The organism is Planococcus sp. VCh962 (assembly GCF_057748275.1).
Map to the genome: position 1 here is coordinate 1,241,429 of NZ_JBYLHS010000001.1, position 15,345 is coordinate 1,256,773.

The following is a 15,345-nucleotide window of genomic DNA, read 5'->3' on the forward strand; positions in this document are numbered from 1 at the left end:
CCACAGCCCTCCAGATAAAGTGAAACTAAGGCTAATAAGGTTTAACTCCCTATTAGTCCATAAATTCGAATTCAAACTCAAGCAGACGGACCGTATCGCCGTTTTCTGCTCCGCGTTCACGCAAAGCATCATCAATGCCCATGCCGCGCATCTGGCGGGCAAATCGGCGAATCGAATCTTCTCTTGAGAAATCGGTCATTTTAAACAAACGCTCGATCGCATAACCGCTCAATACAAATGAACCATCTGGATCGCGTGTAATCGTAAATCCATCCGCATCCGATTCGTGTTTGTAAAGAACCGCGTTTTCTGATTCTTCGTCCACTTCTTCGATCAACGGGAACTCTGGCGTTACTTCCAATAGATCCGCTATCGCGAATAAAAGATTGGACAAACCTTGGCGGCTTAATGCAGAAATCGGGAAAATGCGTGCATCTTCCGGCATTTTCTTGCGGAACGCCTCCAGGTTTTCTTCCGCATCCGGCATGTCCATTTTATTGGCCACGATCAATTGCGGACGTTCAGTCAAGCGCAAATTATATTGTTTCAATTCTTCGTTAATGGTCACATAATCCTCATACGGGTCGCGGCCTTCCATGCCGGACATATCGATGACATGGATAATGACGCGAGTGCGTTCAATGTGGCGCAGAAATTGATGGCCAAGCCCGACACCTTGGTGCGCGCCTTCAATCAATCCAGGTAGATCCGCCATAACGAAACTGCGCTGGTCATCTGTTTCAACCATGCCGAGGTTCGGTACGATTGTAGTGAAATGGTATTCCGCAATTTTCGGTTTGGCAGCGGAAACGACTGATAAAAGAGTCGACTTTCCGACGCTCGGGAATCCGACTAAACCGGCATCTGCCAATACTTTCAATTCCATAATAACATTGCGTTCAAATCCTGGTTCCCCTTTTTCCGATAGTTCCGGAGCAGGGTTTTGAGGAGTGGCAAAACGGGAGTTCCCGCGCCCGCCGCGTCCACCGCGTGCAATGACTGCTGTTTGGCCATGTTCCACCAAATCGGCAATCGTTTCGCCCGTGTCGGCGTCTTTTACGACAGTCCCAGGCGGAACTTTGATGAACGTATCAGATGCTTTCGCGCCGTGTTGATTTTTGCTCATTCCGTGTGTTCCGCGGTCAGCTTTGAAAATCCGTTTGTAACGGAAATCCATTAGCGTGCGCAGGCCTTCTTCAACGATAAATACGACATCGCCGCCTTTACCGCCGTCGCCGCCTGCAGGACCGCCATTCGGTACATATTTTTCGCGGCGGAACGCAACCATACCGTCCCCGCCGTCTCCGCCTCTAACATAAACTTTTACGTGATCGACAAACATATTATCCCTCCATCTGTGCGCGTGCAGTTATTTTCAAACTGTCCGGACCGCACTCTTTTACAGCATATAAACCGGAAACTTCAGGAAACTCAATATCCGTCCAGTTTCCATTCAATGTGATTTCCATCACCAACGACTCTTCATCATCAACCAACCTGATGCAGCATTCATACTCCGCATACGGATCCATTTGGGGCTGCGCCGTTTCTACGAAAAGCTCCAGCAGACGGACAAAAGCCGCATCCAGTTCTGCTGAGGCTTGGTGTGCCAAACATTCCACTTGAAAATGAAACTCCGGATGCTGCCATTTTGCAAGCAGCAGCCATTCTTCTGTCAATGGCATCTTCAAACCGGCAAGCCGGCTGAGATGCACAGCCGCTTCGGCATGCGAGCGAATGATCGCTTGTGCCTCTTCCTGCCGTCCAAGATCCAAATACATATTGATCAATTGCAATTCATTCAAGAAGTCATGGCGCGCATGCCGAAGCGATTGTGCCACCGTTTTCATTTCCTTCATAAGTCACGTCCCGTATCAGCTTCTTACATTAGTATACCAATATTTCGCCGGAATTTCTTGAAAAAGAAAAAGGGCTGCAAGCGCAGCCCTTTTCGTTTTGTATTAAGCTTCTTGTGCTACAGGGTATACGCTAACTTTTTTGCGGTCGCGTCCGTAACGTTCGAAACGTACGATTCCGTCAACTTTAGCAAAAAGTGTATCGTCCCCACCACGTCCTACGTTTTCACCTGGGTAAATTTTAGTACCGCGTTGACGGTATAAAATTGAGCCACCAGAAACGAGTTGGCCGTCTGCACGTTTTGCGCCAAGGCGTTTAGATTCTGAGTCACGTCCGTTTCTCGTTGAACCTACACCTTTTTTGGATGCAAAAAACTGAAGATCTAATCTTAACATTCTGTTCCACCTCCTAAGCTGTGAAGGTTATTTTGATATATTTTCCGTAATCATGTTCAATCGTTTTTAAGGAAACGATCATGGCACGCACGAGCAATTGAACTTGCTCATCTGTTTTCTCATCAAGGCCTTCGGGAAACACGACTTTTAAAAAGCCGCTGCTTTCCTGCTGGATTTGAGGTTCGATTTTCGTCAGCTCCATAATGGCATTCACCGCTCCAAATGAGACAGCGGATGCTCCAGCACATACGAGGTCTTGCCCGTGTTCAGCAAAATCCGCATGACCCGACATTTCGAAAGACAAAATGCGGTCAGATGTTTCTTTTACCTTTACTCGTATCATTTCTTACAGGTTGATCGCGTCGACAGTCAATTTCGTGTATGGCTGACGATGACCTTGTTTTTTACGGTAGTTCTTTTTCGCTTTGTATTTGAAGACAGTGATTTTTTTCTGTTTGCCGTGTTTTTCAACTTTAGCTGTAACAGTAGCTCCTTCAACAAAAGGAACACCAACTTTAGCGTCTTCTCCACCTACGAATAAAACTTTGTCAAATGTGATGACGTCACCAGCTTCTCCGTTCAATTTCTCAACGTAGATCTCTTGGCCCGCTTCAACTTTGATTTGTTTACCACCAGTTTCAATAATTGCGTACATATCCTTGCACCTCCTCTTAGACTAAGACTCGCCTATTCAGGTGATCGCATTGCTGCAGATTCTTATATGACCTGATTCGAGCGGTTGTAGCACAGGTGCGCTACAAACATAACATTAGAATAATACCATGTGCTCAGGTCCACGTCAACAGATATCCGGATATTCTCACGATTGGAATAAAGAAAACTTCAATCAGCGGCAATTCTTCCCTGCTTAATTGTTAATTACCCTGCTTGAGCTTTTATAATCTGCGCCATAAAACTCATTTGGCGCCCGATCATTTGCTGACTGATCATAGAATTCCTGCGAACGCCCATAGAACGCTCCTGAGTGATCATAGAATCGCCGTGAACGCCCATAGAACTTCTGGAGTGATCATAGACTCTCCAATACCGCTCATAGACCTCTTCCATATGATCATAGACTCTCCCTCACAATCAAAGTTCCATTCCAAACAAAAACCCCCGCATCTCTGCGGGGGCATGGCTATCAGGATTTTGCGAAAATCGCTTTGATTTTTGAAAAGACGCCTTGGTTTTTCTTATCCATCGTCATCAGCGGCACGGATTCACCAAGAATCCGGCGGGCGATGTTGCGGTAGCCAAGAGCGGCACGGTTTGTCGGATCCATGACAACCGGTTCACCGCGGTTCGAGCTGGAGATGACCGTTTCATCGTCCGCTACGATTCCCAGCAAATCGATTGACAGATGCGTCGTGATTTCATTGATATCCATCGAATCTCCGTTATTCATCAAATGCTGGCGAATGCGGTTGATGATCAATTTCGGCGGTTCGATGCCTTCTTCAAGTTCCAATAGGCCGATGATGCGGTCGGCGTCGCGCACTGCTGAAATTTCAGGAGTGGTCACGACAATCGCTTTGTCCGCACCGGCTACGGCATTTTTATAGCCTTGCTCGATACCTGCCGGGCAGTCGATGATGACAAAGTCGTACTCTTTTTTCAGTTGAGTGACGAGCTCTTTCATCTGCTCCGGATTGATCGCATTTTTATCTGTCGTCTGCGCAGCTGGCAGCAGATACAGCATATCATCAAAACGTTTGTCTTTGACAAGCGCTTGGTGCACTTTGCAGCGGCCATCGAGGACGTCCACCAAATCGTAAATGATCCGGTTTTCGAGCCCTAGAATAACATCTAAATTCCGTAAACCTATATCCGTATCGATTAAGCATACTTTTTTCCCTTGAAGAGCCAATGCAGTGCCGAGATTGGCGGTTGTCGTCGTCTTTCCGACGCCTCCCTTACCTGATGTAATCACTATTGCTTCTCCCACATTAGCTTCCTCCTTTAAACGTTGAAATTTCAGGCCGCAAGAATCGCAATTCCTGCAAACGGTCGATAATGATGCTGCCATTTTTATGTAAATAAGCGCATTCCATTTCCGGCTGTTCCGATAATACGGTCAATTCATCTGTCATGATTTCCAGTTCGTCATCTATTTGCAAATGCGTCGCTTCGAGCCAAGAAGCGGCAATTACCGCCTGGCGGTTGCCGTTTGCTCCTGCATGCGCAATGCCTTTCAGGCGTCCAAGCACGTAGATATTGCCGCCGGCGATTACGCGGCCATTCGGATTGACGTCTCCGACAACCACAAGGTCGCCGTCTGCTTTGACGATTTGTCCGGAGCGCACGATGCCGACATAGGTCTCGGACTGACGCTCCAGAATACGGCGATTGCATTCTTCGACCGTAATGACATCGCTTTTAACGCGTACGACACGCAATTCCGTATCTTTTTGGATGACGCTGATAATTTCTTTGATTTGGGCTTCCGTGCAATACCGGTTGCCAAGGTTAATCTGTACTTCTGCACTGCCTTCAAGCGCAGGGTCCGACACCTTTGCCTGCAGCTCTTTTAGCAGATCGGTGTAAGAACACTGGTCGTCGAGCTGCAGCACAAGCCCCTGTTTCGTCCCTTTGATATAGACAAGATTCTTCAAAAATGTGTCACCTGCGCTTCCATTATAATAATTAAAACTTCAAACACCAAGCTTTTTTTTCGAACTTCATTGTCCATTAAAGCGCGATAAACTTGGATTCTTTTGCCGTTCCAAAAAACGGCCTACAATGACGGATCTGAATGCCCAGCCGAGAATGATCAGAAATATCGAATTCGCAATCATCGTCGGCAATAGCCGTGTATTCAAGAATGTGCCGATTGGTATGCTCGTCAGTGAAATCAAGGCGAAAAACTGATACAGGATAAATTCGAATGCAGCAGTCAATACCAAGGTCAGCGCCGTGGCGATGAATAAATTCCGATGTACATTTTTCACAATGTAACCGGCTACTACACAAATAACTGGATACAAAAATGAATATAGCCCAATTATATCGATGAAAAACACATCATACAAGAGCCCGAAAAATAATCCGTAAAACATTGCGTGTTTTGTGTCGAAATAAACCGATACAAAAATCAAAAACATAATCAAAAAACGAGGAACAACGTAATAATATTCCCCGTTAAGCTGCAAAGGCGAAAACAAGCCGAAGACCGGTTCCAAGTAAAAGAGGAAAAGCCCGATGACCGGAATCAGAAATCTCATCATGATTCTTCATCTCCAACTACCCCATTATCTTCCCCGTCAACTTCCGGCAACACTCTGTCGGCGATCACCACATGATTCAGCAAAGAGAAATCAGCTGCCGGTTTTACATACACAAGCTTGGTCAAACCAAATTCATCAATGGCAATTTCGGTGATTTCCCCGATGACAATGCCTTTTGGAAAAATGCCGCCAAGCCCGCTGGAAATGACCTGCTGGCCTTCTTTCAAGTCGATATCCGCGTCAATCCGTTTCAGCAGCAATTCGCGGCGTTCAACATCATAACCTTCAATCAATCCGAACACATCTTTTTTGCCGCCAATAACCATGGCCGATACCCGGTAATTCGGGTTCTGGGTCGAAATCAATTCAACGGTGGAGGTAAACGGTGTTGTCAGCACCACTTTACCGATAAGCCCTTGAGCGGTCATCACGGCCATATTTTCCTTGACCCCGCTCGTCGAGCCTTCATTGATAATGATTTTTTCTTCCCATTGATCCGGATTCCGGGCAATGACAGTTGCATGTATCGGATTGTAGCTGCGCATATCTTCTTCTTTGCCGACCAAGGCTTTTAACTCGTCGTTCTCAGAACGCAGATCGGACACTTCCGCTTGCACACTGGCAAACTCTTCTAAACGAGATTTCAAATACTTATTTTCTTCATATGTATTCAAAAGAGAATCTACGTTGTCAAAAATCCCGGTGACGAAATGAGCAGGCACAGAAAAGACCATCTGGCCGGCTCCGACGGCATCCTTGATGATTTGCTCCGGAAGCGACACATTATCGCGGTCCCGGAGAGAAAAAGAAATTAAGGCAACAAGCAGGATGACGCCCAACAGCAGCAAAATTAGCCGCTTGTTTGTAAAAAAATGGAACATTACGGCAATCCTCCTTATTTATGTGATTGCTGGCGTCGAATCTGTTCTATATTATCTAAAGCTTTACCAGTCCCGATTGCTACGCAGTCAAGCGGATTTTCTGCAATGATCACAGGCATATTCGTTTCATCGGCAATCACTTTATCCAAGTTCTTAAGCATAGCACCGCCGCCTGTCAACACGATGCCGCGCTCCATAACATCCGCTGAAAGTTCAGGAGGAGTCGTTTCAAGCGTGGATTTCACTGCATCGATAATGGATGCCACCGCTTCTTTCAGCGCTTCAGAAATTTCTGCTGCAGAGATTTCAATCGTTTTTGGAAGCCCCGTAAGCATATCACGGCCACGGATTTCCATTTTAACATTTTTCTCTGCTTCTGTTACAGTGCGAGCAGAACCAATTTCCATTTTAATCGCTTCTGCTGTCCGTTCGCCGATCGTCAAGTTATACATTTTGCGGATATATTGAGTAATTGCAATGTCAAATGCATCACCAGCAACACGAACAGATTGGCTAGTCACAATCCCGCCAAGTGAAATGACGGCCACTTCAGTCGTACCGCCACCAATATCGACGACCATGCTGCCAGTAGGTTCCCAAACCGGTAAACTTGCACCGATTGCAGCCGCAAACGGTTCTTCGATCGTAAAAGCTTCGCGCGCTCCCGCTTGGCGAGCCGCATCAATGATGGCGCGGCTTTCCACCGAAGTTATGCCAAAAGGCACACAAATCATGACGTTCGGCTTTTGCCAGCTCATGCCGGACGATTTTAACGCTTCACGCAAATAATATTGGATCATCGCTGTAGTCGTATCGAAATCAGCGATTACCCCATCTTTCATCGGACGGATTGCGACGATTGACCCAGGCGTTCGGCCGATCATATTGCGTGCATCATTCCCGACTGCAACGATGTCACCCGTATTGGTATTCTTAGCCACAACAGACGGTTCACGAAGAACAATCCCCTTATTTTTAATGAAAACTAGTGTATTAGCCGTACCTAAATCAATACCTACATCTTTTGATCCAATTCCAAACACGTAAATTCTTCCCTTCTTTATATGCCAAAAAGCCATAGAGTCAATACAATACCTTTCATTATAGCTGAAATAAAGAAAAAGTAACAGTCCTACATAAATCCCTTTTCATTCAAAGAAGTGAACTGATGGTCCCCTATGATAATATGGTCCAAAAGTTCAATGCCAATAATGCTTCCCGCTTCCGTCAAACGCTTGGTAACAGCGATGTCTTCAGGAGAAGGTGCCGGGTTTCCAGATGGGTGATTATGCGCACAGACTATGGACGCAGACGACCTTCTGACCGCTTCACGGAAAATTTCTCGCGGATGAACGATGCTGGCGTTCAAGCTTCCGACAAATATCGTCTGCTTGTGCATGACCTGGTTTTTGATATTGAGGAACAACACAACAAAATGCTCCTGTTTGAGCGAAGTCATATCTGCCATCAAATAGGAAGCGGCATCTTTCGGGGATCGGATCGTGAATTTCGCGTCGGTCTGTTTAGAGGATAGGCGCCGGCCAAGCTCCACAGCTGCGAGCAGCTGCACCGCTTTTGCCTGGCCAATGCCTTTGATGGAAGTCATTTCTTCTATGGTCGCATCTTTTAATCCCTGGATTTGTTCGAAATAAGTCAGCACCCGGTTTGAAAGATGCAAAACGGATTCCTGTTTGGTGCCGGTGCGCAGCAAAATGGCAATCAGCTCCTGGTTCGACAAGCTCATCGCCCCTTGGTTGACAAGCCGCTCTCGTGGCCGGTCAGCGGCATGGACGTCCCGGATCATCAACGCCTGCTCAATCTGCATGGACGCGTCTCCCTTCCAATGACACATAGCCAGACAGCACCAGCTTTTGCGTCAGGCTCGCAATCGGCAAACCGACGACGGTATTGTAATCACCGTCAATTTTTTTCACGAATAATCCTGATATCGTCTGGATGCCGTATGCGCCTGCTTTATCATACGGGTCTTCTGTATTCGTATAGGCGTCAATCCAGGCGTCAGGCAAGTCATAGAACGTCACGCGGGTCATTTCCTCAAACGACTGCTCGCTGCCGCCTTTGACGATGGTGACGGCTGTGATGACGTCGTGTGTATTACCTGACAGTTTCCGCAGATAATCCTGTGCTTGCTGTTTGTTCTGCGGCTTAAGCAAAATTTCATCGTCCAGTACGACGACTGTATCCGAACCGATGACAACCGCTTCCGGATGTTTTCTCGCAACGTCTTTCGCTTTTTGCAGCGCGCATTCAATGACATAGCCCATCGCCGTCTGGAACTTCGCCGGATCCGGCTCTTCTTTCGAACTTGGAATGATAGAAAAGTCGATTCCGATCCCTTCCAGCAATTCTTTTCTCCGTGGTGATGCCGACGCCAAGATGACCGGCTGGTTCGCTTTAAATTTCATAACTGAATTCCTCCCTTTTGTAGCATCATACCCAAAATCCGAAAAGATGAAAATTGTAGTGAAATTCGCAAAAATTAATTTTGCTTCGAAATGCGGCAATCAAAAATGAGATTTGGAGGAGGATTTGGAGCAGAATCAATCTGCTGCGCGGTTTGAATAAATATTTTCAAAAGATAGTACCAGTTGTTATTCCGCAATACAGCTGCGAAGACATTGGCCGAGGTTTGTGAGGCCAAGTCTTTAAGACGACGCAACGAAGCGATGCAGGCACAACGCAAAGGCAATACGGTTTTCTCCGCTGTTTGGTTCCTCAATCTATATCCTTCATCCTTGCTAACTTAGATCAAACAAAAAAAGATGAAGCCCTCAGCTTCATCCCCAGAAATTCATATACCAATTCAACAAAGCTTCGCCCCAGAAATAAGTGATAATGGCACCAAGTGCAATTGACGGGCCGAATGGCACCGGCGTTTTGCGGTCTTGGTTATGGACGCGCAGCTGAATGATTCCGGCAACCGCTCCGATGAGTGATGCAAAGAATAAAGTCATTAACGTCCCACTCGTCCCCAGCACCAATCCGATGACGAAAAACAATTTGATGTCGCCGCCGCCCATGCCGCCTTTTGAGATGATGGCAATCAATAATAAGATACCGAATCCGACTGCAGCTCCGAGCAGGGCATCCCACCACGGATCAAGCGGGATGAACAAACGCAAGGCCAGCAGCACGATGCCGACCGGCAACAGCACTTTATCCGGAATAAGCATATAAGCGATATCCGACACCGTGATGATGACCAGCAGCGACACAAAAATGAGTGCGACGATCAGCTCTGGGGTAAAGCCCAGCTGCCAAAAAGAAATAGCGAATAAGGCGGCAGTGATCGCCTCCATCAACGGATAGACCCAGTGGATCTTTTCACTGCACGAACGGCAGCGCCCTCTCAAGAACAGATAGGATAAGACCGGGACTAAGTCGAGCGCTGTCAGCTGGCGCTCGCATTTCGTGCAATGGGAAGGCGGAAAAGCGATGGATTCGTTTTTCGGCACACGCAACCCGACTACGTTATAAAAGGACCCGAAAACAAGCCCGAATATCGAAAAGAAAGCTGTATAGACAATGAACATAGGACTCCTTCTTCGTCTGTTAGATTTTTATTGAAAAAGGAGAAATCATCATGATTTCTCCTTTGCTGTTTCATTCATCACTGGCCGTCAGCTGCTGATTCATCGGCTTCCACATTGACTTCAACGTCTACGTCGACATCCGTTTCACCTTCAGCAGGTTCGGCTTCTTCCTCTTCCACCAAAGCCGTGCCGTCGTTTTGTGGCAGTGGATTCATTTTGCCGGCCGGCGGCGGTGCATCAACTTTCGGTAATGTGTCCGCCAAAGCGATCAGATCCGGGCGGAAATAAGCAGAAAAGCTCAGCGTGACTTCAAGCGGATCTTTTTCCGCTTCCACTGTCGTCACTTCTTCGTTGGCGCCAAAATCGATAGAATCGATGACGAGGATCCGTTCCATCGCTTCAATTTCTTTGATGAACGTCGTGATACCTTTATAATCAGCGGTTTTAAAAGATACCGTTGTTTTCACTTGCTGGAGATTTTCCAGACCTTCTACCGGCACCGGCAATGTCACCGGTTCTTCTACGATTCCAATATCGGTGACAAGCGATTGGGAAAGCAATTCTGCCTGTTCAATCTGCAAGACGAGCAGTTCCGATAACGGCTCAATCGATACTTTTTGCTGCAATTCACTGGTGCTGATTTTTTCGCCTTCCGGCAGTTCCTTCAGTTGCGTCTGAAGCGCGATCAAGACATCGCGCTCAGAACTCAAAGTCTGCTCCGCTTGCAGGCGTGCATCTTTTGCCGGTGCGTAGACCATGAAATAAGAATAAGCTCCCAATAGTAATAAAAAGACGATAGCTAAAATCACAAGCCCTTTTTCTTTCTGGCTTTTTGTCAAACTGCTCATTGTCCATCCCCCTCCGTTCCTTCTGGAGTGGCAGGTGTTTCCTGATTAACATTCACTTCAACATCCGCTGCCGGTTCGGTTGCAGGAGGTGGAGTTGTCTCTGCTGGCGTTTCAGCAGGCGGCGCTTCCGCTGCAGGCTGTTCGGCAGTGCCTTCGGCTGGCACTTCGCCTTCAACCACTTCTGCCGGAATCCGGTCATCAACAAATAACAGCGTGTATGTTGCAAGGTAGCGCGGATTTTCGATGACCGCATCTTCCTCTTCAATTACTGCGACAGTTTCGCCTTCAGCCGCTGTTTCTTCTTCCAATTCTTCCTGAGTTACCGAATCCAATGTTGCGGACTGGAGCAGTTCGGAGGTTTTTAATTGAGCTAAGTAAAATGCCGCTTCACGGGCAGTATCAAACTGCACGGTTAAAACAGCTTGATCAAGGCCGACATAGGAGAAACTATCGAAGAAGCCGCGAGCCGGCAATTTGGAGACCAAATCCTTTAAAAGCGGCAAGGTATCAAATTGATAACTTTCTGCCCAGTCGACCGTCACTTTCAATTGCTGTTCTTCATTCAAGCCTTGAGTGGCTTCCAGCTGTTCCCGGATAGCCGCTTGTTCTGCAGCGACTTGCGCGGACTGGGCTGCCAATTCTGCTTGTTCATTTTCGTTGGCATTCGCCAAAAATGCAAAAACGGCCCAAATAATGACGGCCAGCAATAAAATAGAAATCGCCGCAATGATAAAAGCGGGACGGTCCCGCTCTTTCTGCGGCAATAAGTTAATATCTACAAGCATGGATCACACCTCTTTCAGCGCAAGACCGATGGCGCGGTTAAAACGTCCGGGTACATCTTCCGAATCATCGGAAGGAATGGCATCAATGACAACTGGCAAAACCGGCAAAGAAAAACGCTCTTCCAACCGTGCCTGGAACGCGTCCCAATCCGTATATTCACCGTTGCAGATCACTTTCGTGATGCCAGCTTCGCCGCCATTCATATTATAACGGTAGAAATTTGCAAGTTTTTCAGATTCATCTTCAATCAATTCCATTACCGCTTCCGGATCTTCTCCAATCATCGAAGGCAGCTCCAAATCGACCGGCCGCATAAACAACGGAAAATGTTCATGGAAAATGGAAATCGTCATTTTCTTCGATTGCAGATCAATCAGCATAATATGTTCGTCTTCCATAAAGTCATGCTGAAGATGGGCCAGGCGGTATAAAGCGAGCGGAGTGATATCCGCGACCACCGCTTTTAATTTCACGCTGTCCAAAGCATTTTCGTAATCGTTGATGACCGATTCCTTTGAAGCGATGATAATCACTTCCGGACTTTCACTGTCGGTATGGTACGGCACCACATCAAAGACGGGATCTTCGAAGGGCAAGTAAAGCGTTGAACCGATTTCAATGAAGAAATGGCCTTTCAATTCATCTTGTTCAACATCTTCGGGGTATGGCACTTTGCGGATAATAACGAATTCGTCAGGGGCGAGGAATCGGACTGACTTCTTAGAGAGACCCCACTGATTGACAGCCTTATCGAGTATCGCTTCCAGCGCTTCCGCATCGACGATTTTCCCATCTTCAATGATGCCTGCGGGAAATGCAAGCTCTTCCGCACAGCTCAATTCGAGCGGTGAATGGGATTTCAGTTCGACATGACGGATCGCGTCTTCTTCTATGGTTATGGTCGCGACTCGCGCTTTTCTCGATAAAAACGATAAGGCCATTTTTTCAGCTCCTATAAATCAAAGTATATTTATAATCAATTAACCACCTGATCCTGCTGGCGTCGGTGCACTGAGTGCTCCTCTTCCAGTTTGAGCTAATGTGTCTTTAGTAACTCCTGTGGCCCCTAAAGTCTTATTTCCAGCCGTTCCCGTAAAAGTAATAGTATCGGGAGATCCTTTAGTAACAGTAGCAGAAGTAAGTTCACCATCAGATTCTAAATATTTACCAGTAATTAAGTCAGCTGCTGTAACAGAAGGTTTATCTCCATTCTCAGCAAAATAAATACTAGCAGCATTCATTACATTTTGCGCATCAGCAACCAAAGCGTTTTCTCTAGAATTTTGTATAAGATTCCCAATCGCCGGAATAGCGATCGCTGCGATAATCGCAATAATAACGATAACGGCCAAAAGCTCGATCAATGTCATACCTTTTTGTTCTTTTAATTTCTTTTGAACAAAGTTTTTCATTCTTATTTCCTCCTAGTAGTTTATCATTTTAGTACTATGTTGAGTACAGCTTAATTATATCAATAGTCATGAATTAAACAATACGTTTTCTTGAAAAAATTTCAATTGTTCTTATCAATTATACCTACAATTGGTCTACATTTTGGAACATTTCAAACATCGGCATCATAATAGCTAGTATTATAGTCCCGACTAAAGCAGCCAGAACTACTATCATTAAGGGCTCGATTAACGCTTTCAGCCGATCGGTTTCAGCTTCCACTTCTTTTTCATAGAACTCGGCTACTTTGGCCAGCATATGGTCAAGCGATCCGGTCTGTTCTCCGATGGCAATCATATGCGGAATCAGCGGCGGAAACGCCCAATGGTTCTTCATCGGTTCAGTCAATGAGCCGCCGCGTTCCAGGGAATCGCGTGAAGCAATGATGACTTTGGACATCACCGCATTGCCGACCACTTTTTCCGTCATTGTCATAGCCTGCAAAATCGGTACCGAACTGGAAAACAACGAGCTCAATGTCCGGGTCAGCCGGGCTAATGCGGACTTTTTCAGCATATTTCCGAATAATGGGATTCTCAGCACAATCGTATCCAGAATATAAATCCCTTTTTCATTGCGCTTCATCAGCCAAATGGCTCCGGCAAATAAAAGTGCCGCCAAAATCAAGAGATACCAATACCCTTTCACAAAATCACTGGCTCCCATGACGATCTGGGTGATCATCGGAAGTTCTCCGCCAAACCCTGCAAACATGTCTGCAAACATCGGGACGATGGAAGACAACAGGAAAATGACAACTCCGATTGCCAAAACGCCAACCACTATTGGATAAGACATCGCAGAAATGACTTTTTGCCGCGTCTGGTAGGCTTTATCGTAATGGGTCGCCAGCCGATCCAATGATTCATCGATATTCCCCGACAGTTCTCCTGCACGGATCAGATTGATCGTCAACGGTTCAAAGATTTTTGGATATCTCGCCAACGTGCTTGATAGCGAATTGCCTTTTCGCAGCTCATCATCCACTTCGCTTAAAGTCTTGCGCAAAGCTTTTGATTCCACTTGCTGGGAAAGGATTTTAACTGCATCAACAATCGTCACTCCCGCTCGCATCAATGTGGAAAATTGGCGCAAAAACATGATGAATTGGTCGCGCTTGACCGGATTCCCGAAAGTTATGTCTTTTTGAAGTGCCGTCGTCGGGATTTCCCGGATGTCAATCACGCGAACTCCTTCGTCGCGCAATTTTTCAACAGCTTCGCGCCGGTTGCTGGCTACGATAACGCCGGACCTTATTTTCTTGCGGTCACGCCCTTCGTATTTGAAACGTGCCAAGTTATTCCTCTCCTTCCAAATAAGGAAAAGCAACTTGGCGAGAGATTTTTCCTTTTTTCAAAAGTTCCTGTACGGACGTCGACATCATGTGCATGCCGGCTGCCCGGTTCGTTAAAATGATATTCGGAATTTGATGCACTTTCTGCGTGCGGATCAAGTTTGCAATCGCTGCATTATTGATCAGGATTTCCGTTGCCGCGACTCGCCCTTTGCCATCCGCTGTTGGAAGCAGTCGCTGGGATATGACCGCTTTTAAAATCCCGCCAAGCTGTGTCCGGATTTGGGCATGCTGTTCCGGCGGAAAGACATCGATAATCCGTTCAACTGTAGAAGCGGCACTTGATGTATGGAGCGTTCCCATGACCAAGTGGCCTGTTTCGGCAGCGGTAATCGCTGTCGTGATCGTTTCCAAATCACGCATCTCTCCGACCAAGATAACGTCGGGATCCTGGCGCAGCGCTGCACGCAGGCCATTGGCAAATGAACTTGTGTCAAAACCGACTTCCCGCTGGTCGATGACTGAAGTGCCATGTTTATGCATATACTCAATTGGATCTTCCAGCGTAATAATATGCTTCGTGAAATTTTCATTCATATGGCGGATCATCGCCGCAAGCGTCGTTGATTTACCGGAACCGGTTGGGCCGGTCACCAAAATCAAGCCTTGGTGCGTATCCGAAAGTTTTTTTAATGTATCCGGCATATTTAAATCATCGATGGATGGAATCTTCGTTGGAATTGATCGGAATGCGTGTGAAATCGAACCGCGCTGATGGAACGAATTGACGCGGAACCTGGCAACGCCAGGAATAGAGTACGAATAATCCATTTCCCCTTTTTCCAGAAACGTGTTCCAAAGCGCTTCAGGCATTAATGCCCGGGCGATTTCCTTGGTCTTTTCCGGCAGCAATTTTTCATCGCCGTATTGCTTTAACGTGCCGTTCATTCTGAATACCGGCGGAATACCGGTCGTCATATGAATATCAGAAACTTTCAAGTCAATGGCTGCTGTCAGGACGGTATCAACAAAGTTTAACGTCATATTCATA

20 protein-coding genes and 1 other annotated feature are annotated in these 15,345 nt (G+C 46.7%); all 20 genes read right to left on the reverse strand.

All coding sequences use genetic code 11. The features are described from left to right. Positions 1 to 52: 52 nt before the first annotated feature. Positions 53 to 1,342, reverse strand: coding sequence for a GTPase ObgE (obgE, locus tag AC3AQ9_RS06290; RefSeq protein ID WP_488306570.1), 1,290 nt, complete (start codon positions 1,340 to 1,342; stop codon positions 53 to 55). Position 1,343: 1 nt separating this feature from the next. Then, positions 1,344 to 1,859 carry a Spo0B domain-containing protein gene (locus AC3AQ9_RS06295; RefSeq protein WP_488306571.1) on the reverse strand — a complete coding sequence of 172 codons (516 nt, stop codon included), beginning with the start codon at positions 1,857 to 1,859 and terminating at the stop codon, positions 1,344 to 1,346. 102 nt (positions 1,860 to 1,961) lie between these two features. Beyond that, positions 1,962 to 2,252 carry a 50S ribosomal protein L27 gene (rpmA, locus tag AC3AQ9_RS06300; protein ID WP_204890370.1) on the reverse strand — a complete coding sequence of 97 codons (291 nt, stop codon included), beginning with the start codon at positions 2,250 to 2,252 and terminating at the stop codon, positions 1,962 to 1,964. Positions 2,253 to 2,265: 13 nt separating this feature from the next. Continuing rightward, a complete protein-coding gene (locus tag AC3AQ9_RS06305) occupies positions 2,266 to 2,595 on the reverse strand; it encodes a ribosomal-processing cysteine protease Prp (RefSeq protein ID WP_488306572.1) in 330 nt (109 codons plus the stop codon). A gap of 3 nt (positions 2,596 to 2,598) precedes the next feature. Next, entirely contained in the window at positions 2,599 to 2,907 is a 309-nt protein-coding gene (rplU, locus tag AC3AQ9_RS06310; RefSeq protein ID WP_488306573.1) for a 50S ribosomal protein L21, read from the reverse strand. A 14-nt stretch (positions 2,908 to 2,921) separates the two neighbouring features. Beyond that, positions 2,922 to 3,003 (reverse strand) — a sequence feature (ribosomal protein L21 leader region). A gap of 393 nt (positions 3,004 to 3,396) precedes the next feature. Further along, on the reverse strand, positions 3,397 to 4,200 hold the full coding sequence (gene minD / locus AC3AQ9_RS06315; protein ID WP_488306574.1) for a septum site-determining protein MinD: 804 nt from the start codon (positions 4,198 to 4,200) through the stop codon (positions 3,397 to 3,399). Between the two features lies 1 nt (position 4,201). Next, positions 4,202 to 4,867, reverse strand: a complete 666-nt coding sequence (gene minC / locus AC3AQ9_RS06320; RefSeq protein WP_488306575.1) for a septum site-determining protein MinC — start codon at positions 4,865 to 4,867, stop codon at positions 4,202 to 4,204. Between the two features lie 66 nt (positions 4,868 to 4,933). Then, entirely contained in the window at positions 4,934 to 5,479 is a 546-nt protein-coding gene (mreD, locus tag AC3AQ9_RS06325; protein ID WP_488306576.1) for a rod shape-determining protein MreD, read from the reverse strand. Beyond that, a complete protein-coding gene (gene mreC, locus AC3AQ9_RS06330) occupies positions 5,476 to 6,360 on the reverse strand; it encodes a rod shape-determining protein MreC (RefSeq protein ID WP_488306577.1) in 885 nt (294 codons plus the stop codon). The genes mreD and mreC overlap by 4 nt, the downstream gene beginning before the upstream one ends. A gap of 14 nt (positions 6,361 to 6,374) precedes the next feature. Beyond that, positions 6,375 to 7,403, reverse strand: a complete 1,029-nt coding sequence (locus AC3AQ9_RS06335; protein WP_488306578.1) for a rod shape-determining protein — start codon at positions 7,401 to 7,403, stop codon at positions 6,375 to 6,377. An 89-nt stretch (positions 7,404 to 7,492) separates the two neighbouring features. Next, a complete protein-coding gene (gene radC, locus AC3AQ9_RS06340) occupies positions 7,493 to 8,185 on the reverse strand; it encodes a RadC family protein (protein ID WP_488306579.1) in 693 nt (230 codons plus the stop codon). After that, positions 8,175 to 8,786, reverse strand: coding sequence for a Maf family protein (locus AC3AQ9_RS06345; RefSeq protein ID WP_488306580.1), 612 nt, complete (start codon positions 8,784 to 8,786; stop codon positions 8,175 to 8,177). The genes radC and AC3AQ9_RS06345 overlap by 11 nt, the downstream gene beginning before the upstream one ends. Positions 8,787 to 8,860: 74 nt before the next feature. Further along, entirely contained in the window at positions 8,861 to 9,100 is a 240-nt protein-coding gene (locus AC3AQ9_RS06350; protein WP_488306581.1) for a hypothetical protein, read from the reverse strand. A 58-nt stretch (positions 9,101 to 9,158) separates the two neighbouring features. Next, complete coding sequence (locus AC3AQ9_RS06355) at positions 9,159 to 9,914, reverse strand: prepilin peptidase (protein WP_488306582.1); 756 nt, start codon at positions 9,912 to 9,914, stop codon at positions 9,159 to 9,161. A gap of 77 nt (positions 9,915 to 9,991) precedes the next feature. Continuing rightward, on the reverse strand, positions 9,992 to 10,762 hold the full coding sequence (locus tag AC3AQ9_RS06360; RefSeq protein ID WP_488306583.1) for a pilus assembly protein PilO: 771 nt from the start codon (positions 10,760 to 10,762) through the stop codon (positions 9,992 to 9,994). Further along, the gene (locus AC3AQ9_RS06365; RefSeq protein ID WP_488306584.1) at positions 10,759 to 11,547 is read right to left on the reverse strand and encodes a PilN domain-containing protein; all 789 of its coding nucleotides are present in this window, start codon (positions 11,545 to 11,547) and stop codon (positions 10,759 to 10,761) included. The genes AC3AQ9_RS06360 and AC3AQ9_RS06365 overlap by 4 nt, the downstream gene beginning before the upstream one ends. A 3-nt stretch (positions 11,548 to 11,550) precedes the next feature. Then, positions 11,551 to 12,489: a type IV pilus biogenesis protein PilM gene (gene pilM, locus AC3AQ9_RS06370; protein ID WP_488306585.1), complete on the reverse strand. Its 939-nt coding sequence runs from the start codon at positions 12,487 to 12,489 to the stop codon at positions 11,551 to 11,553. Positions 12,490 to 12,528: 39 nt separating this feature from the next. Continuing rightward, entirely contained in the window at positions 12,529 to 12,960 is a 432-nt protein-coding gene (locus tag AC3AQ9_RS06375) for a type II secretion system protein (RefSeq protein WP_488306586.1), read from the reverse strand. 124 nt (positions 12,961 to 13,084) lie between these two features. Then, complete coding sequence (locus AC3AQ9_RS06380; protein ID WP_488306587.1) at positions 13,085 to 14,296, reverse strand: type II secretion system F family protein; 1,212 nt, start codon at positions 14,294 to 14,296, stop codon at positions 13,085 to 13,087. Position 14,297: 1 nt separating this feature from the next. After that, a complete protein-coding gene (locus tag AC3AQ9_RS06385; RefSeq protein WP_488306588.1) occupies positions 14,298 to 15,344 on the reverse strand; it encodes a type IV pilus twitching motility protein PilT in 1,047 nt (348 codons plus the stop codon). Position 15,345: the final 1 nt, after the last annotated feature.

Coding starts and splice junctions, on each gene's coding strand:
- AC3AQ9_RS06385 (WP_488306588.1), bottom strand. CDS start 15,344: ATGAATATGACGTTAAACTTTGTTGATACCGTCCTGACAGCAGCCATT.
- obgE (WP_488306570.1), bottom strand. CDS start 1,342: ATGTTTGTCGATCACGTAAAAGTTTATGTTAGAGGCGGAGACGGCGGG.
- AC3AQ9_RS06295 (WP_488306571.1), bottom strand. CDS start 1,859: ATGAAGGAAATGAAAACGGTGGCACAATCGCTTCGGCATGCGCGCCAT.
- pilM (WP_488306585.1), bottom strand. CDS start 12,489: ATGGCCTTATCGTTTTTATCGAGAAAAGCGCGAGTCGCGACCATAACC.
- rpmA (WP_204890370.1), bottom strand. CDS start 2,252: ATGTTAAGATTAGATCTTCAGTTTTTTGCATCCAAAAAAGGTGTAGGT.
- AC3AQ9_RS06345 (WP_488306580.1), bottom strand. CDS start 8,786: ATGAAATTTAAAGCGAACCAGCCGGTCATCTTGGCGTCGGCATCACCA.
- mreD (WP_488306576.1), bottom strand. CDS start 5,479: ATGATGAGATTTCTGATTCCGGTCATCGGGCTTTTCCTCTTTTACTTG.
- rplU (WP_488306573.1), bottom strand. CDS start 2,907: ATGTACGCAATTATTGAAACTGGTGGTAAACAAATCAAAGTTGAAGCG.
- AC3AQ9_RS06355 (WP_488306582.1), bottom strand. CDS start 9,914: ATGTTCATTGTCTATACAGCTTTCTTTTCGATATTCGGGCTTGTTTTC.
- mreC (WP_488306577.1), bottom strand. CDS start 6,360: ATGTTCCATTTTTTTACAAACAAGCGGCTAATTTTGCTGCTGTTGGGC.
- AC3AQ9_RS06360 (WP_488306583.1), bottom strand. CDS start 10,762: ATGAGCAGTTTGACAAAAAGCCAGAAAGAAAAAGGGCTTGTGATTTTA.
- AC3AQ9_RS06375 (WP_488306586.1), bottom strand. CDS start 12,960: ATGAAAAACTTTGTTCAAAAGAAATTAAAAGAACAAAAAGGTATGACA.
- radC (WP_488306579.1), bottom strand. CDS start 8,185: ATGCAGATTGAGCAGGCGTTGATGATCCGGGACGTCCATGCCGCTGAC.
- AC3AQ9_RS06305 (WP_488306572.1), bottom strand. CDS start 2,595: ATGATACGAGTAAAGGTAAAAGAAACATCTGACCGCATTTTGTCTTTC.
- AC3AQ9_RS06365 (WP_488306584.1), bottom strand. CDS start 11,547: ATGCTTGTAGATATTAACTTATTGCCGCAGAAAGAGCGGGACCGTCCC.